This window comes from Christensenella sp. KGMB01412, from assembly GCF_055522415.1.
Window position 1 is genome coordinate 175,039 of sequence record NZ_JBVFVW010000004.1, and the last position, 21,927, is coordinate 196,965.

20 protein-coding genes are annotated in these 21,927 nt (G+C 49.5%); 4 read left to right on the forward strand and 16 right to left on the reverse strand.

Annotation, left to right across the window (positions count from 1 at the left end):
• The first annotated feature begins 87 nt into the window (after positions 1-87).
• A complete protein-coding gene (locus ACS5WU_RS08415) occupies positions 88-903 on the forward strand; it encodes a methyltransferase domain-containing protein (protein WP_302762255.1) in 816 nt (271 codons plus the stop codon).
• A gap of 12 nt (positions 904-915) precedes the next feature.
• Here ACS5WU_RS08415 and ACS5WU_RS08420 read toward each other — a convergent pair whose 3' ends face one another.
• From ACS5WU_RS08420 to ACS5WU_RS08485, 14 genes are all read right to left on the reverse strand, one after another.
• The gene (locus ACS5WU_RS08420) at positions 916-1,932 is read right to left on the reverse strand and encodes an LCP family protein (protein WP_465089092.1); all 1,017 of its coding nucleotides are present in this window, start codon (positions 1,930-1,932) and stop codon (positions 916-918) included.
• Positions 1,933-2,002: 70 nt separating this feature from the next.
• Positions 2,003-2,614, reverse strand: a complete 612-nt coding sequence (locus ACS5WU_RS08425; protein WP_465089093.1) for a hypothetical protein — start codon at positions 2,612-2,614, stop codon at positions 2,003-2,005.
• Positions 2,615-2,674: 60 nt separating this feature from the next.
• Positions 2,675-3,670 carry a class B sortase gene (gene srtB, locus ACS5WU_RS08430; RefSeq protein WP_465089094.1) on the reverse strand — a complete coding sequence of 332 codons (996 nt, stop codon included), beginning with the start codon at positions 3,668-3,670 and terminating at the stop codon, positions 2,675-2,677.
• A 336-nt stretch (positions 3,671-4,006) separates the two neighbouring features.
• Positions 4,007-7,717 carry a phosphoribosylformylglycinamidine synthase gene (locus tag ACS5WU_RS08435; protein WP_302762017.1) on the reverse strand — a complete coding sequence of 1,237 codons (3,711 nt, stop codon included), beginning with the start codon at positions 7,715-7,717 and terminating at the stop codon, positions 4,007-4,009.
• A 119-nt stretch (positions 7,718-7,836) separates the two neighbouring features.
• Complete coding sequence (locus tag ACS5WU_RS08440; RefSeq protein WP_302762019.1) at positions 7,837-8,793, reverse strand: AEC family transporter; 957 nt, start codon at positions 8,791-8,793, stop codon at positions 7,837-7,839.
• 28 nt (positions 8,794-8,821) lie between these two features.
• Positions 8,822-10,138: an aspartate kinase gene (locus ACS5WU_RS08445; RefSeq protein ID WP_465089095.1), complete on the reverse strand. Its 1,317-nt coding sequence runs from the start codon at positions 10,136-10,138 to the stop codon at positions 8,822-8,824.
• Positions 10,139-10,141: 3 nt separating this feature from the next.
• Positions 10,142-11,470 (reverse strand): DUF1015 domain-containing protein, encoded by a 1,329-nt coding sequence (locus ACS5WU_RS08450; RefSeq protein ID WP_302761636.1) that lies wholly within the window; start codon positions 11,468-11,470, stop codon positions 10,142-10,144.
• 220 nt (positions 11,471-11,690) lie between these two features.
• Complete coding sequence (locus tag ACS5WU_RS08455) at positions 11,691-12,155, reverse strand: TM2 domain-containing protein (RefSeq protein WP_302761638.1); 465 nt, start codon at positions 12,153-12,155, stop codon at positions 11,691-11,693.
• Between the two features lie 237 nt (positions 12,156-12,392).
• Complete coding sequence (locus ACS5WU_RS08460; RefSeq protein WP_302761640.1) at positions 12,393-13,652, reverse strand: hypothetical protein; 1,260 nt, start codon at positions 13,650-13,652, stop codon at positions 12,393-12,395.
• A gap of 202 nt (positions 13,653-13,854) precedes the next feature.
• Positions 13,855-14,784, reverse strand: coding sequence for a hypothetical protein (locus ACS5WU_RS08465; RefSeq protein WP_302761642.1), 930 nt, complete (start codon positions 14,782-14,784; stop codon positions 13,855-13,857).
• A 168-nt stretch (positions 14,785-14,952) separates the two neighbouring features.
• A complete protein-coding gene (locus ACS5WU_RS08470; protein ID WP_046443344.1) occupies positions 14,953-15,195 on the reverse strand; it encodes a helix-turn-helix domain-containing protein in 243 nt (80 codons plus the stop codon).
• A gap of 43 nt (positions 15,196-15,238) precedes the next feature.
• Complete coding sequence (locus ACS5WU_RS08475) at positions 15,239-15,481, reverse strand: helix-turn-helix domain-containing protein (RefSeq protein ID WP_235843821.1); 243 nt, start codon at positions 15,479-15,481, stop codon at positions 15,239-15,241.
• Positions 15,482-15,559: 78 nt separating this feature from the next.
• Positions 15,560-15,805, reverse strand: coding sequence for a helix-turn-helix domain-containing protein (locus tag ACS5WU_RS08480; RefSeq protein WP_046443345.1), 246 nt, complete (start codon positions 15,803-15,805; stop codon positions 15,560-15,562).
• Between the two features lie 68 nt (positions 15,806-15,873).
• Positions 15,874-16,116: a helix-turn-helix domain-containing protein gene (locus tag ACS5WU_RS08485; protein WP_059109370.1), complete on the reverse strand. Its 243-nt coding sequence runs from the start codon at positions 16,114-16,116 to the stop codon at positions 15,874-15,876.
• 137 nt (positions 16,117-16,253) lie between these two features.
• Here ACS5WU_RS08485 and ACS5WU_RS08490 point away from each other — a divergent pair, with 137 nt between their 5' ends.
• Together ACS5WU_RS08490 and leuS are read left to right on the forward strand one after the other, a co-directional pair.
• Positions 16,254-16,787 (forward strand): SLOG family protein, encoded by a 534-nt coding sequence (locus ACS5WU_RS08490; RefSeq protein ID WP_302761647.1) that lies wholly within the window; start codon positions 16,254-16,256, stop codon positions 16,785-16,787.
• Positions 16,788-16,970: 183 nt separating this feature from the next.
• Positions 16,971-19,382: a leucine--tRNA ligase gene (gene leuS / locus ACS5WU_RS08495; protein ID WP_465089096.1), complete on the forward strand. Its 2,412-nt coding sequence runs from the start codon at positions 16,971-16,973 to the stop codon at positions 19,380-19,382.
• A gap of 119 nt (positions 19,383-19,501) precedes the next feature.
• Here the strand turns inward: leuS and ACS5WU_RS08500 are convergent, their stop codons facing one another.
• Positions 19,502-20,512, reverse strand: a complete 1,011-nt coding sequence (locus tag ACS5WU_RS08500) for a uroporphyrinogen decarboxylase family protein (protein ID WP_059109368.1) — start codon at positions 20,510-20,512, stop codon at positions 19,502-19,504.
• A gap of 206 nt (positions 20,513-20,718) precedes the next feature.
• Between ACS5WU_RS08500 and ACS5WU_RS08505 the strand changes: the two genes are divergently transcribed.
• On the forward strand, positions 20,719-21,195 hold the full coding sequence (locus ACS5WU_RS08505; protein WP_302761692.1) for an SAM-dependent methyltransferase: 477 nt from the start codon (positions 20,719-20,721) through the stop codon (positions 21,193-21,195).
• Positions 21,196-21,298: 103 nt separating this feature from the next.
• Here ACS5WU_RS08505 and ACS5WU_RS08510 read toward each other — a convergent pair whose 3' ends face one another.
• Entirely contained in the window at positions 21,299-21,862 is a 564-nt protein-coding gene (locus ACS5WU_RS08510) for a TetR/AcrR family transcriptional regulator (RefSeq protein WP_046443470.1), read from the reverse strand.
• Positions 21,863-21,927 lie beyond the last annotated feature (65 nt).

A 21,927-nucleotide genomic window follows, 5' to 3' on the forward strand; every position in this document is an offset into this window, starting at 1 on the left:
GGCTGTGGAATCTGCCCGGTATTTCCTCCCTCCGGTTATTGCCGCGCCCATAAAATCATGGTATAACAAAACAAAAGGAGTTTTGATATGAATGATTTCGCTCACAATGTTGCTCGGCTCAGGAAAAAACTTGGCCTCACGCAGGAGGCGCTTGCCGGTAAACTGCATCTATCCTTTCAGGCAGTTTCCAAATGGGAAAACGCGCAGTCAAGCCCTGACATCAGTCTGCTGCCGGATCTTGCCTGCGCCCTTGAAACGGATATCGATTCATTGCTTGGCTACCTGCCCAAAAAGAAACAGATCACCGCATACGAGCAGCGCTACCGCACAAAGGAATATTACTGGGGCGTCGAACCTCAGGCCATGTGCTATGACATACTCAGATTGCGTCCGCCCACAAAACCGCTGCACCTGCTTGACGTAGGCTGCGGCGAGGGAAAGGACGCCGTCTTTTTTGCCAAAAACGGTTATATTGTTTCCGCGTTTGATGCTTCTTCCCACGGCATCGAAAAGGCAAACCTGCTCGCGCAGAAGCACAATGTTGACGTTAATTTTTTTACTGCCGACCTGCGCGAATTCCGGCTTGACCACACCTTCGATATTATTTATTCCAGCGGCGTATTGCACTATCTCCCGCCAGACATTCGCAACGACGTTTTACGCGATTACCAAACGCACACCCCCAAAAACGGCATCCACGCCCTCAATGTTTTTGTGGATAAGCCGTTTATCCCCCTGCCGCCGGATGAAGAGCTTTCCGAGCTCACATGGAAATCCGGCGAATTATTTACCTGTTATGCAAATTGGTGCTTTCACACATGCGATGAGCGTATATTTGACTGTAAAAGCAACGGGACGCCCCACAGGCACTGTATGGATGTGCTGATTGCGGAAAAACCATGACAGGCGCCCGGTCTAGCCCGCAGGAACAAAATAGATTTCTTTGACCAGCTGCCCGAGGCTTTCCTGATCCACCACATATCCTTCCTTTGTCTGCTGTCCGTCCAGATTGATGATTTTCATCTGGTCCTGTCCCGCACTAAGAATAGAAGATGCGGTGAACATCAGCTCCTTTGCCGACATATCGGTTCCCATGTATTGCTTCATTTCACTTAAAAAGGTAAACAGGAAAAACGGATTGCTTTTTGCCTTATCCTTTGCAATCCGGATAAACGCATCCACAAACTGCATCTGGCGGGGTACGCGGTTGATATTTTCCCCGCTCATTCCCGGCAGCTGCCTTGAACGCACATACCATTCGGCGGTGTTTTCATCGAGCGTAAAAAGCTCGCCTTTTTTCATATCCGGATCCACCATAGTAAAATCATCCAGCATCTCTACCTGTACGCCTCCCATAAGCCCGGCCGCAGCATTGATGCCGTCAATATCCATGGAAATATACCTGCTGACAGGAACCCCGCCAAGCAGATTGCTGACGGACGCTTCCATCAGCTGCCCGCTCTTAATGCCGCCATCGCCATAGGAATGTGCGACGCATAACGGTTTTTCAAGCATTGTGGCATAACGCCCGTTCCGGTCAAAACACATCACGTCCGTTAGCGTATCGCGCGGAATACTGATCAGGGTAATCTCCGAGGTTTTTGTATTAATCGCCGCGGCGAAAACAGTGTCGGCCTGATAGCCGTTATCTGTTATATTATTGATCCCCCGTTGGTTTGTTTTATCAATTCCAAGCAGCAGAACCGTAACAATATCGCTGTTATACGTATACTTCTGTTCATCAATCGAAAGATTTCCGTTCGTTCCAGCTTCTTCGATACGGTATGGATTCTGGTCCAGAAACATATCTTTGGGGTTGTAATTTGTATACCTGTACAGGGTGATAGCGCCGGCAAGGAGCACAAGCGCCAGCACGATACCGATTACCGCCAGCACAAACCATATTTTTTTGGATCCTGATAATTGCTTCATCATTATAAATTACCACATTTTATGAAAAAAGGACAGGCTGAACGCCCATCCTTTTTCATAAATAAAATCATTACTTACCGGCTTTTACAGCTTTTCTTCCTGCAATACAGGTTACTGCTGCACAAGCAAGCGCTACCACGATCCATGCCATCGTGCTGTTGTCATTGCCCGTCTTCGGCGATGTTGTCGTCGTTGACGTTGTTGTCGTGTCCGGCTCTGTCGTCGCTGCCGCATTCGCACCGCCTGCATTAATCATGTATGCAAATGGCGATGTTGAACTCGTTGTGAATTCAAAATAGCCGTCATACGCAGTAGCAGGAATCTGCTCAACCGGGCCGCCGACAAGGTGAAGAACCATAACCTTATCCGCAGCCGTCACATCCGCATCATAGATACGGAAGGAAGCGCTGCCGGTATAGGCCGATCCATCCCCATTGGTCAGCATGATGTCGCCGATTTCATAGACCATACCGCCCCAGACGTCGGCATCAAAATTATCCGCCGCATACGAGAGGAACGAATCCCACTGCGCATCTGTCAGGTCGTTTACGTTGCCGCTTACGTCCTCCGGAACGCCGCTCATCTCAATCCAGCTTGCAACCGGACTTTCTTCAGCGAAAGCAACGCTTCCCAATGAAATGCAGAGCACCACTGCAAGTACGATACATAGTACTTTTTTCATTTTTCTTTTTCTCCTTTCCCGCATATTTATATATTGCCCGTTTAATGGAAATATATACGTCTATCCAAGCTTCAAAACAGCTTCTACAATCAGCCGCTTTTCAGGCTCATTCTGAATGCAGGTCGAGAGAGTGATTATTTTGCTGTCCGTATTCGGCGTTTCGCCGTCAACAACAATCGCGTCTTCTTCGTCCGCGCTTAAAATGCCATCCAGATACTCCTGGAATACTTCTTTTTTTGTGAAATCATTTTCATATAAAATATTTCCGTCGCCAACTGTCCTTACCGCAAATATATCATACAGGTACATCCCGTCCGGAACATATATTTTGACAACGCCATTCTCTTTGAGGAATGCCTCGTCTTCATACTGGTGAAGGCCTGCAAACATCGTTCCGCTTTTCATGTTATGCCCATAAATCACGGTGTTTGGATCGGAAAAATCGGTGTTGTTACCCATATCGGTAAAGATCGCGCCTTCCTTGCTTTCCTTTTTGAAGGCATCGTGGTCGAGGTAGTACTCGTTGTCGTCCGTCTTCACGATTGGATAATCGATTTGCGTACCGGGGATGGAAATCCACGCAATAATATCTTCGTTTGTCGCCTGCAAATCCGCAAAATCAATATCCCTGTCGCTTGGGCGTTTTCCGTCCTTGTCTACCGTCTCGCTGTCCGCCGTTTCCACAGCCCTTACCTTCGTTTTTGAGGTATCAGTCGATACGATATGCTGATAGGCGTCAATGCTTTCCTGCTGCGCGAGCTGAGCGCTCACAACCTGCACGATCGCAATCACTGCAATAACAGCGGCAGCAATGGCAATCAGTATCCACGCCAGCTTCTTTTTGTCCGGCTTTTTATCGTCTGGTGTTCCCTTTGCATCGTCCGGAAGCCGGGGCTCTTCTTCCCCGGCCGGCGCTTCGCCTGTTTCCTGCACTGCGCCGCTTGTGTCCTGCCCGTCTTCTTCTGAGCCGTTCACGGCGTTGCTTTGTTCCGGCATACTTTGCGCTGCGCCGTCCTGTGTTTCTTCACGGATCTCTTTTTCTTTCTCTTCCGCCATACCCAATGGAGCTCCTGTCTGCATATAATTGTTCTGAAACCGCCTGAGGTGCCCTCGCCTGAGATGTCTTATTTCAATTTTGGAGAGTCCGGCTACGCTGCAAAAAACAACTGGTTGCGTTGCCCGCCAAACCGATAATGTAAACCTTTTCGTTCGCATAAAAAAGTATAAAAATCAAGCCTGCTCCCTACGGCTATCCCTTGGGAAACAGGCGAACGAAATTCTTTACTTCATCTTTCTCCATAGTATTACATTTTATCTCTATTTGCAAGTATTTCGTGTTTAAAAAAGCGCCGGCTATTTTTCCATTGCCGGCGCTCTTGTCTGGTCCTTCTGTTACCTGAAATATTTGACTCCGCTTTCAAAAATCCGTTGGTCGTATTCGCCCGGGACATTTTTGGCATTGTACTTGCCCGCCCGCTCGGTATGCCCCATTTTTCCAAGCACACGTCCATCCGGGCTCATGATGCCTTCCACCGCATACATCGAACCGTTGGGATTATATTCGACGTCCATCGTCGGTTCCCCGTCAAGGTCTACATACTGCGTCGCCACCTGCCCGTTTTTAAAGAGCTGCCTGATTTCCTTTTCAGTCGCTACAAAGCGCCCTTCCCCATGCGATACCGCCACCGTATGGATGTCGCCCGGCTCCGCGAGCGCAAGCCAGGGCGAATTTGCACTTGTGATACGCGTACGAACCATACACGATACGTGCCTTCCGATATTATTATAGGTAAGTGTGGGCGAATCATCCTTCATATCCACGATCTCCCCATAAGGCACAAGGCCAAGCTTAATGAGCGCCTGAAACCCGTTACAGATGCCCAGCATCAAACCGTCCCGGTTTTTAAGGAGCTCCATCGTCGCATTTTTGATACGCGGATTGCGGAAGGTCGTCGCAATAAATTTTCCGCTGCCGTCCGGTTCGTCGCCGCCGGAAAATCCGCCGGGCAGCATGATCATCTGCGCGTTTGCAATTTCGCTTGCAAGCTGGCTGAGGCTTTCCTCAATATCCTGCGGGGAAAGGTTGCGCATGATGACAACGCTTGGGACGGCTCCTGCCTTTTCAAAGGCCGCCGCCGTGTCGTATTCGCAGTTGGTGCCCGGGAATACCGGTATCACCACGCGCGGGATTGCCGTCTTATAGCGGCTCACCACAATATTCTTCTTTTTATAGACCGGCGTATCCACCCTGCCGCTGTCCGCCGTCTTTGTGGGGAAAACCTTTTCAAGCGGCTGCGTATATGCCTGTTGCGCGTCCGTAAGAGGAATGCTTTCACCACACACTTCAATAAACGGCTCCTCGCGAATCTCACCGATCAACGTGAAGTCAGCGTCTGTGATATCTGCCGCCTCCACCATAACAGCGCCATAGTCCTTTCTGGCAAGCGCTGCGAGGTCCTCTGAGAAAAGTTTTACGCCAAGATTATTGCCAAAGGCGCATTTTGCCGCGCCTGCAAGCAGGCCGCCGCGCGTCAATGCGTAAGCCGAAACAATCGCCTTATCGTGGATCAGCTTGTGCAGCTTTTCATATTTCCGTTTTACATCCTCAAAATCCGGTATCCCATCCTGATCGCGCGTAATCTGCATCAGGTAAAGCTTGTTGCCTACGCATTTGAATTCAGGCGTGATTACGTCCGCAGCCGGTACCGGCGCCACGCAAAACGAGCACAGCGTAGGAGGCACGTCGATATCCTTAAAGCTTCCGCTCATGGAATCCTTGCCGCCGATTGCGGCAATACCAAGCTCCTTTTGGGCATAGTATGCTCCCAGCAAAGCCGCAAGAGGCTTGCCCCAACGCTCCGGAACATCGCCCAGCCGCTCGAAATATTCCTGCAACGTAAGCCATGCGTCCTTTAAGTCTCCTCCCGCGGAAACGAGCTTTGCCGCGGAAAGCAGGATTGCGTAAATCGAACCCAAAAACGGGCTTTTGCTCATAAGGTATGGATCCATGCCATAGCTCATCAGCGTCGCAGTTTTACTGTCAGCCTTTTCGGTCGGCACTTTCGCACACATTGCCTGGACAGGGGAAAGCTGTCGCTTCCCGCCAAGCGGCATCGTGACGCTTCCCGCGCCGATCGTTCCGTCAAACATTTCCACAAGGCCCTTCTGCGAACAAATATTCAGGTCGGAAAGCAACGCAAGTAGCGTTTCCTTTGCCGTCTTTGCCGTCTTTTCTTCAAGCATACCGTCCGTATCGAATTGTTTTACCTTTGCCTTTGCATGCTGCGTCGCACCATTGGAATCAAGGAATTCGCGTGTAATATCCACAATAAATTCTCCGTTCCAGGAAAGACGCATACGCCCCGTGTCCGTCACGCGCGCGACAAGCGTCGCCTCAAGGTTTTCATCCGCCGCATATTTGAGCACCTTATCCAAATCGGAAGGTTTCACAACGATTGCCATACGCTCCTGCGATTCTGAAATCGCAAGCTCTGTGCCGTCCAGTCCCTCGTATTTTTTGGGAACCGCATCAAGGTTTATATCCAGCCCTTCCGCAAGCTCTCCAATGGCAACGCATACGCCGCCTGCGCCAAAATCGTTGCAGCGTTTTACAAGCTTTGAAAAATCGCTGTTGCGGAATAACCGCTGCAGCTTACGCTCTGTAAGCGGATTTCCCTTTTGTACCTCCGCGCCGCATTTTTCAATCGACTTTTCATCGTGCGCCTTGGACGATCCTGTCGCCCCGCCGCAGCCGTCCCGCCCCGTACGGCCTCCAATCAGGACGATAAGGTCTCCGTCCACCGGACATTCACGAACCACTTGCTCTGCCGGAGCCGCCGCGATCACAGCGCCGATTTCCAGGCGTTTTGCCTTATATCCTTCGTGGTAAACCTCTTCCACAAGGCCTGTCGCAAGGCCGATCTGGTTGCCGTAGGAGGAATACCCATGCGCCGCCTCTTTTGTAATCTTTCGCTGCGGCAGCTTAAACTCCATGGTATCGGCCAGACTCTCCCTCGGATCCGCACTTCCCGTGACACGCATCGCCTGGTATACGTACGAGCGCCCGGAAAGCGGATCGCGGATCGCACCGCCAAGGCAGGTTGCCGCGCCACCAAACGGCTCGATTTCCGTTGGATGGTTGTGCGTCTCATTTTTAAACATGATGAGGTAATCTTTTTCGCCGTCCGGCGTGTTTACCCTGTGCCGGATGGAGCAGGCGTTGATTTCCTCGGATTCATCGATATTTTTCAGCAGTCCCGCAGCCTTTGCTTCCTTTACATAGATCGTCGCGAGATCCATCAGGCACACGTCCTTTTTGCGGCACAGCTTTTTACGCGTATCAAGATAATCGTCATACACCCGCTGCGCTGCGTTCGAAAGCGGATCGTTGTCGAATGTAACCTCGTCAAGCTTTGTTAAAAATGTTGTGTGGCGGCAATGATCCGACCAGTAGGTGTCGAGCACCTTGAGTTCTGTGATCGTCGGATCACGTTTTTCGCTTTTAAAATAGCTTTGCGCGCACAGCATATCTTCAGCGGTCATCGCGTATCCGTTTTCCTTCGTAAAATCCGCGATTTGCTTGTCCGTCATTTTGATGAAACCCTTCACCGTATCTACGCTGGTCGGGATGTCGAGCTGCATTTTAAGCGTATCGTATGGCTTTAAAGAAGCCTCGCACGAATCCACCGGATTGATCACGTAGCGCTTGATTGTCTCTATCTGCTCTTTGTTTGCACCCTTGATGAGATACACCTTCCCACTCCTGACCTCAGGGCGTTCCCCCCTTGTCAAAAGCTGAACGCACTGCGCCGCGCTGTCGGCGCGCTGATCGTACTGGCCGGGCAGGTATTCCACCGCGAATACAGAATAGCCCTTTGTATCCGGCATTTCGTCAAGCGTAACCGTATCTACGGCAGGCTCTGAAAACACGTTTACAACAGCGGACTCGAAATCCTCTTCATCCATGCCCTCCACGTCGTAACGATTCAAAATACGCACCTCTTTTACAGGCACACCCAAATTTTCTTTGAAATCCGCAAGCTTTGCCTGCGCCTCCACGTCAAAGCCCTTCTTTTTTTCCACGAACAGTCTTTTTACACTCATTCTGATTCTCCCAATTATCTTATCGCAGGCGCGCCGTTCCAATCCGTCACAGACAGCACGCCGTTTTTACCAGATTCATTATATCATACCACGCCCTTGCCGGGCAATGATATCCACAGTCATACTCCTGTCATCAGCAGCACATACAGCGGTACCGTAACAAACGAAAACAACGTCGTTACCACCACACCCTTTGCCGCAAAGGAGGTATCCGCGCCCAATACCTCGGCAAAAATCGCCGTACCCACCATTGCAGGCAGGCCGGTCTGGATTACCAGCACCTGCGTCGGAAGGTCCGCAAGACCAAAGCAAAACGCCATAAGCAGCATTGCCAGCGGCGATATCACAAAACGCCCGACAAGCGCGAGCGACATCTTTTTATCCATCTGTTTCAGGCAGGAAAGCCCGGTGCGCTGCAGGATCATTCCCACAAAAATCAGCGCGAGCGGGGATGTGATGTTTCCGGTGTACGAAAGTGCGGAATGTAGAAAATCCGGCAGCTTTATATTGCACATCACAAGCACAAACCCAAGGACAACCGCAATCATTGGAGGCTGCAGTATTTTTTTGACCACATCTTTGGGGCCGAAACAGTTTTTGCTCAGGCAGGCGCGCTCCATGCCGTCGCGGGCAATGCCCACATAGCCGATGCTGTTGGCAAATGTGGTGTTTGCCACATAGTAAAACAATGCAAATACAATCGCCGGCTCGCCGAAAATCGCAGTCGCAATCGGCAACCCCACATAAACGGAGTTGGAGAAAGCAAACAGCGCAGTGAATACCCCGCGCTGTGTCTTGTCTATTTTTCCAATTTTGATAAAAAGCTTGCTGATCACAAAAGCGATTGCGATTGCCGCAAAGGATGCAAGAATATACGTCCATGCGTCGGAAATCGTCTCCGCCGTAAAATTATTTACAAACGCTGTAATTGCCGTACATGGAAGCGTGATGTTGACGATCAGTTTACTGATAAACGAGGTTACACTTTCCCCGCCCCAACCCTTATGGGCAACAAAATAACCGATGGCAATGATGATGATTACCATCAATATTGCCTGAATCGCGTCATAGATCATCGCTTATCAATCCGTTTCCGCAGCCTGTTCATACGAGCGCCGTATAGATCGCGTTGACAGCACGCTCAAAATCGTCGTTCTCCACACCCACAATGATGTTGATTTCGCTCGATCCCTGGTCGATCATACGCACGTTGATCTGGTTTTCCGCAAGCGCGGTAAAGAGCTTCGCAGAAATACCGACCTGGCGGATCATGCCCCTGCCCACTGTGGCAATAATTGCCATATTGGAGGAAACCTCCACGCTGTCAGGCTGGCATACCGCGTGTATTTCGTCAATAAGCTCTTCAATACATCCGCGGATGCGTATATCCGCCACCACAATCGAAATCGTATCGATTGACGAAGGCATATGCTCGTAAGAAAGACCGTATTTTTCAAGGCAGCCAAGAAGCTTGCGTCCAAAGCCGATCTCCGCGTTCATGCCGTCTTTTTCAATGGAAATAACCGTAAAATTCTTTTTTCCCGCGATCCCGGTGATGCCGTCTTTTGCACAGTCACGCCCTTCGATTGCAGGAATGATCATTGTTCCCTCGTTTTCAGGCTCGTTCGTATTTTTTACGTTGATTGGAATCGCCGCCTCGAGCACAGGGAAAATACTGTCCTCGTGCAGCACCGTCGCACCCATATAGGCAAGCTCGCGCAGCTCGCGGTAGGTGATCACATCGATTTTTTTCGGCCCTTCCACCACGCGCGGATCCGCCATCATAAACCCGGAGACATCCGTCCAGTTTTCATAGAGGTCTGCGCCCGCCGCACGGGCGACAATGGAGCCTGTGATATCGCTGCCGCCACGCGAAAATGTCTTGATCTTTCCGTTTGGCATAGAACCGTAAAAGCCCGGAATCACGGCGCGCTCGTGGAGCTTTAAAGCCCCCGGCAGGATGCTGAGCGTCTTTTTTGCGTCATAGCCGCCGCTTTCGTCAAAAAAGATCACGTCCGCAGCGTCGATAAAGTCGTATCCAAGGAAGTCTGCAATTAAAAGCCCGTTCAAAAACTCCCCGCGCGACGCGGCATAATCCTCGTTCGCGCCTGTCCTGACGTCTTTATAAATCTTTTCAAGATAATCTTCAATTTTAATGGAGAGTCCCAGCTCGTCACGAATAGCGGTATAGCGTTTCACGATTGCCGCATAGATTTTTTCGGTCTCCTCCATGTGCAGCGCGGCGTCATAAAGCGCATACAGCATATCCGTCACTTTCGTATCTTCCTTAAAACGCTTTCCCGGCGCAGACGGTACGACAAACTTCCTTGCCTCGTCCGCATCGATAATCTGTTTCATTTTCCGGATTTGCTCTGCTGATGCCAGTGAACTTCCGCCAAACTTCGTAACTTTGATCGCCATTTCTTACTCTCCCGCCAAATCTTCTTCTATCTCTTCGCGCGTTTCATAAGGCGCAAGCATACGCCCCTCCAGGTAGTATCTCTTTTCTTCCGCCTCGCCCAGAGAAAACGTCTTCTTGGGCAGCACGCCGCATTTTACGATCATATCGAAAAATTCTGATTTTTCCATTGGCTCAAAATAGAAGCCAAGGTTATCGTATTGCTTTGCAAGCTCCATAAACGCGTCGTCCCCGTGGATATAATCGATACCGCTGCCGTTTTCCTCGAGGTACTCCTCAAAGATATCCTGCACCTCACCAATCGCGAGCGGATGCTCCGGCTCCTCGATTACGATCCTTCCCGCGCCGTCGTGATACAGGAACGGGATTTGGAAGGTGCCGTCAGACTCGATTTCCTTGCGCCACCTGCCAAAGATAAGCTTTGCCTTCCTGCCCTTCTCACGCAGCCGCTCCACCACAAACTGTACGCATGCAGTCGCGTTTACGCCAAACATAATCCGATGGATGGGCATAAATTCCACCGCTTTGTCGCGCAGGTTGATAATTTCGCAAAGCGCAAAGCGCAGCGGATGATCCTCCCGTTCCTGCGGCGTGAGCCCTTCCTTTGCCTCATCCCAAATGGCCTTTGCCGTTGCGAGCGAATGGTTTCCATCCCCCACGCAGAACAGCATATTATCATGCCGGGGAAGCTTTTCAAACGCTTCGTTCATCTCGTCAATGGGTTTCTGCTTATCCACAAGCCACCCTTCGATCCTGCCGCCGTCCATCATCAGGTCAAAATCATACAGCTTGGGAAAGGTGTTGCGCTGCATATGCAAAGGCCCGATGACGCTGTCTTTTTCATCGTCAATCATCAGCATAATATGGGGCAGCTCCACCACCGCTCCGCGGCGTATTTCCGCACGTGGTGGAATCCGCGATAAAACCGTCTGCTCGGTTGCCCGCAGCAGCGGCCTGTTTTCTATCTGGTAGTCATATTGCTCAAGGTCCATCGCAAGGAGGATTCCTTTACGCAGTTTTCCCTTCAAATGGCGTTCTGTCAAAACAACGCCCTGCGGAAGCTGCTGCAAGATGCCGCCGTCGATATAGTCGTGCATTGTTTCTTTCATATCCTGGATACGCGCGTGCACATCCTGATCTTCGAGATATACCTCCGGCAATGTAATATGCAGCGTACTTGGCGCAGTGCCTACAAACTTTTCCACAGCCTTCCAGTAATCCGGCTGGGAAGTATACTGATCGCATGCTACGCAAGCCCACTTCGCAAGATTCACGTTTTCCGCGGGCAGAAGCACTTGCGGAATGCGAAAACCCATTTTCTGTTTTTCTTTCATGCTATCCTCCATATTGTTGACAGACTGCGGCAAACCATGTGACGCAGCAGTTTTTCACCCCGCCCAGAGATATTCACACAATATTCTATCATATTACCAATAAATATGCGTTTTTTCAAGTAGAACCAGCAAACTTACCGCTTAGGCGCTGTGTTTTTAAGCTCTAATGGAAAAACGCCCGGACCGTATAGCCCGGGCGCATTCCTGATATGGTGTGCCGTTAATTGATCAATGGATTTCCATCCGCATCGTTTGGGATACTTCCCACGAGGATCATGATGCCTTCCACAAGCCCCCAGATCCCTGCAATCCATGTGGTGATTCCGAACGTAAGGAAACCAAGCAGCCCGAGCACCAGCTGGCAGACCGCCTTGCTCGTGAATCCAAGGTAAAAATTGTGGATTCCAAGCCACCCAAGGAAGATACCGAGGATACCCGCCGCAATCTTGGATTTCGGCTGGGCGCCTGCGGGATATGCCTGCCCCTGCGGCTGCCGCGCATTTCCACTTTTGGGCACAAGCCCCGCGCCGCATGTAACGCACACAACTGCCTCCGGATCTGTTTTTCCGCCGCAGTTCCAGCAATAATCGTGCCCTTTTCCAACCGGAACGCCGCAGCCCATGCAAACGGTCTCCCCGGGATTTAACTGTTTTCCGCAATTCCTGCAGTATTTGAATTCCGCCATTTAAAATAACCTCCCAAAACGCGGCTTTCCCGCCGTCGTTTTTTCTTTCCTGATTTCAGTATACGAGGTCAAAATCCCTGCGTCAACCGCATTGCGGCGGTTTAAGCGATTCTTCATAAAGTCTTAATAGGTTCTACTTCTTTTGTTTAGAAATAGCGGAGCTTCTGCCTTGAAATCATGCTTTCAGGCGGCCTGCCTCATCCTGTGTCAATAATCCTTTGATAAAGCTACTCTGCCTTATTTGCAGCTTTCCAATATCTGCAGCCTTTTTTCTAATGTCTCAACTTGATTACGTAATATTTCATTTTTATTCTCTAAATCTTTCGTTTTTTGAACCGCATATTCCGCCCGGATGTGCGCCGCCGTAGTCCATGCCATTTGATTGAGGCTGTATACAGGTTCTCCTTTTTCATTCTTTTGAACACGCCCGATCAACCCAAACAAAGGATGATCTTTGATGTCGTCGATAAATACGCCGAGCTCCAATTCATCTGACAGCACACGCTTGCCGTCTTCCATTTGATACCGCCTGTATACCCGGAGCGGGAGCTGAGACAACAGCTCTATTATTTCCTGTATCTGTTTCTCTTTCACCTCATATTCCTGCTTTTTATCAACACTTCCGCACATATTCTGGAAATTGTACGACGAAACGTTTTTCCAAGGATAATTTGAGTTTCCACAATCAAACATATTTCCAACCAGTGGATAGGTGTTGTGCACAATATGGTTGGTTGCGTTTACAATTTGGTTTGCCTGATTGCTGTTGTCCAAAATAAAACCGTTCCATTCTCCAAGAAGGCCGAACCTTATGACAAAGCGCGAGGGGGTTTGTAACATCGTAAAAGGGGCAGGGACTGTAATTCCGCCTGTAAACTCCCCTCCAGCTTTTGGCATCTTTGAGTCTGCTTCTGTTTTTGTCGCATAATATGAAGCATCATGATTAGCAAATTTCTCTGCATTCCCCACACTCAGCTCTGTCTCCGTTTTTCCGTTTAGCTTCAAAGCATTATCCGCAAGCGCTGCACTTTCGGCCCGAATCGCTTCATCCGCGCGCTCCACCACGCCGTCGCCATCGCTGTCGTAATCGGCCTTCTTCATGCAAAAATTCAGCTGCTCTGTCGTCGCCTTCTGGCTCATTACCTTTGTTGTAAACTCTCCTGTCACTTCTGTGATGTCGCTCTTTGGGATGCAAGCATTCGCCGTGGCCTGCGCGTTGTCGGCTGTGCTCTTTGCCGCTGCTGCATCCAATTTTGCTTCACTTGCCAATGTTTGTGCCGCTGTCGCTGTTGACTGTGCACCATTCGCTGTTTTCAGCACTTCATTCATCGTTGCTGCCGACGCATAATACGTCGATTCGTTTCCGCCAAGCTTGATCGCATTGTCCGCAAACTGGCTCCCCGTCGCACTGTCTGCGTGCTCCGCGTTTTTCACCACTCCCGGGTGTTCGCTCGCATATTCTGCCTTTGTCATATAATCTAATATTTTCTCGTCCATCTCTGTTCCTTCTTTCCTTTTTTTGAGAACATTCCCGCGCGCCGGTCTGTCTTCTATTGTTAATGATAACAGTACCTGTGCGACATTACCCGTCAAGGACGCGACATCTGCCGCCAAAACAAGCGAATCAAAAAAGCAGCGGATACCGCTGCTTTTTTATTTCTGTCCTACAAAATTATCCTCTGCTTTTCGTGCTGCGGTCTTAGATGTTTAGCGCGGGTAAGGTTACGTCAAACGCCACTTCCGACATATTTGCTCCTGAATTATTTGATGCCCGTATTTGTCCCGTTTCATTCACACTGAATATACATTGTTCCATCTCTCCAGTGCTTTTGATCCTGCATGTTCCTACAAAATGGGTGTCATTCACAAGTCCGGCATTACCTACAATCTGCATAAGAACACTGTTATGCGCCACATCCAGCTTGGTTACCATAACAGCAAGCCGCGTCCATCCATTTCTACGCTGCCACTTTCTTATGGATGCTGCTCCTACGCCAATCGATATAGTACCACTTGTTGTTTCAGACATTTTTTCTGCTGGTGCATAGTATGACGGAACCTTTCCGCCTAATTTCTCTGCATTCCCCACGCTCAGCTCTGCCTCCGATTTTTCGTTTAGCTTCAGGGCATTATCTGCAAGGGTTGCGCTTGCCGCATGGCTTGCTTTATCCGCACTCAGTGCATGATCCGCACGCTCTACTACCCCGTCCCCGTCACTGTCGTAATCGGCTTTCTTCATGCAAAGGTTCAGCTGCCCCGTTACCGCCTTCTGGCTCATTACCTTTGTTGTAAAATCCCCCGTCACTTCTGTGATATCACTCTTTGGGATGCAGGCATTCGCCGTTGCCTGTGCATTGTCCGCAGTGCTTTTTGCCGCTTCCGCTGCCGTTTGTGCTGCCACCGCCTTTGCATCTGCTGTAGCCGCGTTGGTTTTTGCTTCGCTTGCCGTGGCCTGTGCGTTGTTTGCTGTATCCAGTACCCCATTCATCGTTGCTGCCGACGCATAATACGTCGATTCGTTCCCACCCAGCTTGATCGCATTGTCCGCGTACTCCGCGTTTTTCACTACTCCCGGGTATTCGCTCGCATACTCTGTCTTTGTCATATAATCCAAAAATTTTTCGTCCATCTCTGTTCCTTCTTTCCGTTATTTGAGAACATTCCCGCGCGCCGGTCTGTCTTCTATTGTTAATGATAACAGGACCTGTGCGACATTACCCGCCGGGGACGCGACACATTAAAACACAACAAAAAAACAGCGGATACCGCTGCTTTAAAAACTGATTCCCTTTACATATTATTTGATTTCCTGTTCCAGATTGTTAAATTCCTTTGCGTTGAAAAACTCACCAAGTGTGATATCGAATCCGTCACATAATTTCTTAATCGTGACAATTCCCGGATTTTGGCTTTCTCCATTCAAAATACTTTTTATCGTTGCTTGTGGAACCGCAGAATGGTTTGCAATCCCATTTGGAGTGAAACCCTTTTCTTTACAAAGTTGTCTAATCCTGAATGCTACCGCCTGATGTGTATTCATGCCAGCCTCCACCAGAAATTACTGCTTCATTGGTTTTTCGAGACTATTTCACAAACTCTAAAATATCTTTAACCTCACATTTCAGGACAAAACAAACTCGCGCCAGTATGTCTAAATCGATCCGCTCCAAATTGCCCCTGTATAAACGGTCAATTACTTCGAATCTCACATCTGTCAAACTTGCGAGTTTATTCCTTGTAATGTTTTGGTCGTCCATAATCTTATCTAGTTTAATGACAATTTTGCCATAATCTTTCATAGCCAGAACAGAATCATATTCTTTCATCAGTAAATTACCTCTATTGTCAGTCTATTCTGATTCAAAAATTACTTTCATTGAGCAAAATATTCGTACACAAAATCCCTACTCAATCAATTCTTCGAGAGAGATTCCCAGAGTTTGCGAGAGCATTTTTATTTCAATATCCGTAACGAAACGCTCACCTGTTTCCACACGCCTGATAAAATGATTATCTACGTCATATCCATCCAACTGAAGCTTTTTGGCCAACGCCCGTTGGGAAAGGGGTGGATTGTGATTTTCACGCAACCGTTTTAAGTTTCTACCACATAAATTGTTTGTTCCATCTGGAGCTTTAATTTTAAACATGAAGCTCTTGCCCCTTAATCGGTGTTTGCTAAACATTATTTAATGATCACATTTTTATCCTATACATATTATTTGAGTTCCTGTTCCAGATTGTTAAATTCCTTTGTGCTGAAAAACTCCCCAAGTGTGATACCCAACCCATCACACAATTTTTTGATTGTGACAATCCCCGGATTTTGGCTTTTACTATTCAGCATGCTATAAAATGTTGTGGGCGATACTCCTGCCTGATTTGCTAATGAATTTATCGAAATATTCTTATCCCTGCATAATTCAATAATTCTATTCGCTACCGCTTCTTTTGTATTCATAGTTTAGCCCCATAATCGTATTTTATAAGCAAAGCGTATAATTTTTTGGGATATATCGTGTTGGATATATCCCATTTTTTTGTTTTTTATGGTACAATATGGGATATATCCAACAATCCAAACCCTGAGGTGACCAAATGAGCAAAGAAACTACCTGCTGCTTCACCGGCCCACGCCCGCACAAGCTCTCTTTCCTGCAAAACGAGGAATTTCCGCAGTGCGTCATGCTCAAAAAGCAGCTGACCGAAGAAATCCTTTCCAAGGCCGTCCAGTTCGGCTGTGATACCTTCCTGAGCGGGATGGCGCGCGGCGTGGACATGATCTGCGCGCAGCTTGTGATCGACCTCCGCAGTATCCTGCATATGCCAATGCGCCTTGTGTGCGTTGTTCCCTACGCCGCGCAGGCAAAAAACTGGCCAGCGGCGGAACAGGAGCGTTACAGGGAAATTCTTTCGCAGGCCGAACGCAAAATACTGGTCAGCCGCGAATACACCCGCTCGTGCATCATGGAGCGCAACCGCTATATGGTAGACCACTCCGCCCATATGGTCGCCGTCTATGGCGGTGGGGGCGGAGGTACCAAATATACGCTCGATTACGCCCGGCGGGAAAACCTTTGCATTTCCATTACCGATCCGTATGCGCTGGACGCATACACCCGTTTGAAATAATATCAGGTTTGATACCCCATTATTATAATGAGGATTTAAAGGCAAACTGTTTTCACGGCGCGGCCCTTTCATCCCGTGTGGAAAGGCCTGCAAAAGCGTCCGCATGGTAATTGACTTTATACTGAAAATAACCGATAATAATAAAGTATGACGATTCAATTACTATCGCTGGAGGCGTGAAAAGTGGACTACACACAAAACGAAAAAAAATGGCAGAAAAAGTGGGCTGAGACAGGCCTGTATAAGTTCGATCCAAACAGCAGCAAGCCCAAGGATTACATACTGGAAATGTTTTCCTATCCGTCAGGTGCAAAGCTGCATATTGGCCATTGGTATAACTACAGCCTTTCCGACACCTATGCGCGTTTCAGGCGCATGACCGGGCACAATGTGTTCCACCCCATGGGGTTTGACGCATTTGGCCTTCCCGCAGAAAACTATGCGATCAAAACGGGTATCCACCCGCAGGATTCTACCATAAAAAACATCAAAACCATGGAAGAGCAGCTGCGTGCAATCGGCGCTTCCTTCGACTGGGATTACGAGGTCGTAACCTGCATGCCGGAGTATTACAAATGGACGCAGTGGTGCTTTTTGCAGCTATATAAGCATGGCCTCGCGTACCGCAAGGCGGCTCCTGTCAACTGGTGCCCGTCCTGCAATACCGTGCTCGCCAACGAGCAGGTGGAGGGCGGCGAATGCGAGCGCTGCGGAACGGCTGTTACAAGAAAGCACCTGACGCAGTGGTTCTTCAAAATTACGGATTATGCGGAAAAGCTTTTGGACGGGCTTGAGCACATCGACTGGCCGGAAAAGACCAAGCTGATGCAGAAAAACTGGATCGGCAAATCGATCGGCGGCGAAGTGAAATTCGACATTGTGGGCGGCGGGGATTTCACCGTGTTCACAACGCGCGCAGATACGCTTTATGGCTGCACCTATGTGGTGATTTCGCCCGAGCATCCGCTTGTCGATAAAATCACGACCTCCGTACAGCTTCCGGCGGTTAAGGAATATCAGGAATATGCGGCGCGCGCAAGCGAGATAGACCGCCTTTCCACCACGCGCGAAAAAACAGGCGTATTTACAGGCGCGTATGCAGTGAACCCCATCAACGGGCGCAAGGTGCCGATCTGGACGGCGGATTACGTGCTCGCAAGCTACGGCACAGGCTGCGTTATGGCGGTTCCTGCGCACGACGAGCGCGACTTTGCGTTTGCGGAAAAATACAACCTGCCGGTCGAGCGGGTAATCAAGTCCAAAGACGGCTCGGACGACGCGCTCCCCTATACGGAATACGGCGTACTGGTAAACAGCGGAAAATATGACGGCCTCACGACCGAAGAAGGCAAAAAAGCGATCCTCGAGGATCTGGGCAGGGAAAACCGCGGCGGTGCAAAGATAAATTATCGTCTGCGCGACTGGCTTGTTTCCCGCCAGCGTTACTGGGGCGCGCCCATCCCAATGGTGTACTGCGATAAATGCGGCGAGGTTCCCGTGCCTGAGTCCGATTTGCCGGTAGAGCTTCCCTACGACGTGGATTTCACGCCGGACGGCACTTCCCCGCTTGCGCGCAACGAGAGCTTTGTGAACACCACCTGCCCTGTTTGCGGCGGGCCTGCAAAGCGCGATGTAGACACAATGGATACGTTCGTTTGCTCGTCGTGGTACTATTTGCGTTATCCTGACAACAAAAACGGCAAAGAGGCGTGGAACAAGGAAATCATTGACCGGATGCTTCCGGTGGATAAATATATCGGCGGAGCCGAGCATGCGGTCATGCACCTGCTCTATGCCCGTTTCTTCACCAAGGCGTTCCATGACATGGGTTACGTGGGCTTTGACGAACCGTTCACCTCCCTCGTGCATCAGGGGCTTATTCTTGGGCCGGACGGCGAGAAGATGAGCAAAAGCCGCGGCAATGTGGTCTCCCCGGACGAGCTGATCAAAAAATACGGCTCGGATACACTGCGGATGTATCTTGCGTTCGGCTTCAACTATGTGGAGGGCGGCCCGTGGAACGATGACGGGATCAAGTCTGTCCACCGCTTTTTAGAACGTGTCGAAAGGCTTGTGGACGCGGTTTGCGGACTTTCCGGCGGCAGCGGCAAGGTTGATTTTGACGTGAATTACCAGCTTAATTATGCAATCCAGAATGTAACGCGCGATATCCCGCAATTTTCGTTCAATACATCGGTTGCCCGCATCATGGAGCTTGTAAACGCGATGTATAAATACATCGACGGGCAGCCGGACGGCGTATTCCTGAAGGACGTCGCGAAAAAGCTGTGCCTGATCCTCGCGCCGTTTGCGCCGCACTTTACAGAGGAAATGTGGTCGCGTCTTGGCGGCGCATATTCCATCTTCAATCAGGATTTCCCTGTATGCGACGAAAACGCCCTTAAACGCGCTACGGTCAATATGGCGGTGCAGGTGAATGGCAAGGTTCGGACAAAATTCGATATATCGGCGGACGCTTCAAAAGAAGAAATCGAGCAATATGTACGCGGCGAATTTGCCAGCCTGTGGGAAGGCAAAGAGATCGTAAAATTCATCGTTGTGCCCGGGCGCATCGTGAATATTGTGGTGAAATAGCCGAATATGATTCAATCAAAGCGCCAGACGATTTTGACTACATATAAAAATATAACAAAAAACCGGCAACGCGCCGGTTTTTTTATTGCTGAATGTGCTGCTTCTGCTTATCCGTCAATTCAGTTGTTTTCGTAATATTCCTTTACCGCCGCAAAGAATGCGTCGATATTTTCCCACTTTGCCAGCGGCGGGATATCGCAGCCCGACGAAATCACAAAATTGGGATACTTTTTGCAGCAGCGGTTCATCAGGTCAAGCGTCGCCTCGCGGATCGATTCCGGCGTACCGTCCTTGAACTGGCTGGAAGGATCGATATTCCCCATTGCCACCGTGTCCGCAGGGATGTGCTGCATCATTTCCTCCATATCGATCGCATTGCCGAAATGGTAAGCCGCGGCGCCGCTCTCCAGAATCGAGTCGATCAGCTGGATTGTGCTGTTCCCGCAGTTATGGTAAATCACGATAAAGTCGTCCGTCTGTGTTGCCTCCACGATCTGCTTAACATACGGCGTAGAAAATTCTGCGATGAGCGGCGGCGACAGGATGCCTGCAAGGGGCTCTGCCATTACAACGCCGTTCGCGCCGATTTTTTTATAGCTGTTGATATAATCGATCAGGAATTCCGTCACCTTTTCGAGCGTCGCCTTCACCATTTCAGGCTCGGTATAGCAATAAATCATCGCCTCGCTCACATCGAGCAACCTTCCCGCCAACGAGAACGGCCCAATCACGCCGGCAAACACCGGGCGGTCCGTAATCAATTTACAGGCCTTTTCAATCGCGTCGATATAAATTTGCGGCCTGCCGCTTCCCACCTTTGGAACCTTCAACGCCTGCGCGTCCTCCGGCGATTTGATGATACATCCAATTACAGTCGGCACCTCGTCGTCCGCTACCCTGATCTGCGAACCGAACGCCTCAGCCTCCAGCGAAAGATCCATCATGCTAACCGACGCGGCGGAATCCACCCTGTCGGCGATCATCTTCATGCCCTTTGCCTGAGTTTCGCTGTCCGCAATCAATTCCTTTACGCCGATTCCCATCAGCTGTATCGACGGGAAGGACAACACCGGCATTGCCTTTTTGACCTTTGCGTCCCTCATGTCTTCAATCCATTTTTTCATATCCATAGGTTCACATCCCCTTTATCTTTCTCTATGGCCTTATCTTAACACAGGAAATGATCTGCGATATTGTAAAATAAAATACTTTTTTGCAGTTATTACGCATGAAGCGGGCAGCCTCTTTTTTTGAAAAAAAGGGGGGTGTAGTGTAGAAAACACCTGCTATACTGGGAAATAACGGCGCCGTAATTTATTTTTGAAAGGAATACCTGATGAAACAATTTACGGTAAAACAAATTGGAACGATACGTTCCGCAGGAGAAAAGCAACAAATCATTCTGAATCCCCGCTATGTTCCCGCCCTCAGTGGACTTGACGGGTTTACGCACCTGCAGGTGCTTTGGTGGTTCAGTGGCAGCGACAACCGAAAAAGCCGTGGTAGCCTTACAGAAGCAAGCCCTTACCGGCATTCGCCCGCCATGCTGGGAACGTTCGCCACACGTTCGCCCCTGCGCGCGAATCCCATTGCGCTGTCCGCAGCGCAGGTGATTCACATCGACTATGAAAACGTTTTGATCGATATTGCTTATATCGACGCATACGACGGTTCGCCTGTGCTCGACCTGAAACCCTATACGCCCAGCCTCGACCGCGTGGAAACAGCGCGCGTGCCCGGATGGTGCGCCCACTGGCCCCAAAGCTATGAGCAATCAGGAGATTTTGACTGGGAAAGCGAATTCAGGTTTTAACGAACGATTCCAGCTATGAAAAAAAGGCGGCAAGACCTGCCGCCCGGATCAAAGAAAAAAGGATTTCAATGCCGGGCATTGAAATCCTTTTTTTGAATTCTTCTCATTTCTGTATTGGATTTACCGGCATGGACAGCGCCATATGGTATATGATCTCCGCGATCTCTTTTGCAGGCACCCGCAGGCCGTTTTTGAGCCAATTCTGTATCAGCCCGACGCTCCCGTTGACAATAAACACAAAATACAGCTCCTGTGCATCCGTATTTTCAGAAGCAAACGGGATGATACCGCAGTAATCATAGATCAGGGTAATCAACTGTTTCTGGAAATCAATATCGCCCTGCTCGCTCATCAATACCTGTATATGCTTATGGTCGTCCGCAAAATACTCTAAAATCTTTTCAATGATATTTTTTATTTCCTGCATACTTTTGATATCCTGTACACCTGAAATCGCTTCCTTCGCCCATGAAAGCGCGTCGTCTTCGATCTGGCGAAGCAGGTCGTATTGGTCGGAATAATGCGAATAAAAGGTGGTACGGTTGATGTCCGCATTTTCGCAAAGCTCTTTGATTGTTATTTTGGAAATCGGTTTTTTGGTCATCAACTCTATCAGGCTGTCTTCCAGCGCCATCCTGGTATACCGTGTTTTCCTGCTTTCTTTCATAAAACATACACCTGCCTGCAAAATAATCTTTTTTTGTCCTGAAACCAACATTTTCATAACAAAGT

Bases quoted from the DNA above. Each gene is read 5' to 3' on its own strand.
- ACS5WU_RS08415 (WP_302762255.1), top strand. From the start codon at position 88: ATGAATGATTTCGCTCACAATGTTGCTCGGCTCAGGAAAAAACTTGGC.
- ACS5WU_RS08420 (WP_465089092.1), bottom strand. From the start codon at position 1,932: ATGAAGCAATTATCAGGATCCAAAAAAATATGGTTTGTGCTGGCGGTA.
- ACS5WU_RS08425 (WP_465089093.1), bottom strand. From the start codon at position 2,614: ATGAAAAAAGTACTATGTATCGTACTTGCAGTGGTGCTCTGCATTTCA.
- srtB (WP_465089094.1), bottom strand. From the start codon at position 3,670: ATGGCGGAAGAGAAAGAAAAAGAGATCCGTGAAGAAACACAGGACGGC.
- ACS5WU_RS08435 (WP_302762017.1), bottom strand. From the start codon at position 7,717: ATGAGTGTAAAAAGACTGTTCGTGGAAAAAAAGAAGGGCTTTGACGTG.
- ACS5WU_RS08440 (WP_302762019.1), bottom strand. From the start codon at position 8,793: ATGATCTATGACGCGATTCAGGCAATATTGATGGTAATCATCATCATT.
- ACS5WU_RS08445 (WP_465089095.1), bottom strand. From the start codon at position 10,138: ATGGCGATCAAAGTTACGAAGTTTGGCGGAAGTTCACTGGCATCAGCA.
- ACS5WU_RS08450 (WP_302761636.1), bottom strand. From the start codon at position 11,470: ATGAAAGAAAAACAGAAAATGGGTTTTCGCATTCCGCAAGTGCTTCTG.
- ACS5WU_RS08455 (WP_302761638.1), bottom strand. From the start codon at position 12,155: ATGGCGGAATTCAAATACTGCAGGAATTGCGGAAAACAGTTAAATCCC.
- ACS5WU_RS08460 (WP_302761640.1), bottom strand. From the start codon at position 13,652: ATGGACGAGAAAATATTAGATTATATGACAAAGGCAGAATATGCGAGC.
- ACS5WU_RS08465 (WP_302761642.1), bottom strand. From the start codon at position 14,784: ATGGACGAAAAATTTTTGGATTATATGACAAAGACAGAGTATGCGAGC.
- ACS5WU_RS08470 (WP_046443344.1), bottom strand. From the start codon at position 15,195: ATGAATACACATCAGGCGGTAGCATTCAGGATTAGACAACTTTGTAAA.
- ACS5WU_RS08475 (WP_235843821.1), bottom strand. From the start codon at position 15,481: ATGAAAGAATATGATTCTGTTCTGGCTATGAAAGATTATGGCAAAATT.
- ACS5WU_RS08480 (WP_046443345.1), bottom strand. From the start codon at position 15,805: ATGTTTAAAATTAAAGCTCCAGATGGAACAAACAATTTATGTGGTAGA.
- ACS5WU_RS08485 (WP_059109370.1), bottom strand. From the start codon at position 16,116: ATGAATACAAAAGAAGCGGTAGCGAATAGAATTATTGAATTATGCAGG.
- ACS5WU_RS08490 (WP_302761647.1), top strand. From the start codon at position 16,254: ATGAGCAAAGAAACTACCTGCTGCTTCACCGGCCCACGCCCGCACAAG.
- ACS5WU_RS08500 (WP_059109368.1), bottom strand. From the start codon at position 20,512: ATGGATATGAAAAAATGGATTGAAGACATGAGGGACGCAAAGGTCAAA.
- ACS5WU_RS08505 (WP_302761692.1), top strand. From the start codon at position 20,719: ATGAAACAATTTACGGTAAAACAAATTGGAACGATACGTTCCGCAGGA.
- ACS5WU_RS08510 (WP_046443470.1), bottom strand. From the start codon at position 21,862: ATGAAAGAAAGCAGGAAAACACGGTATACCAGGATGGCGCTGGAAGAC.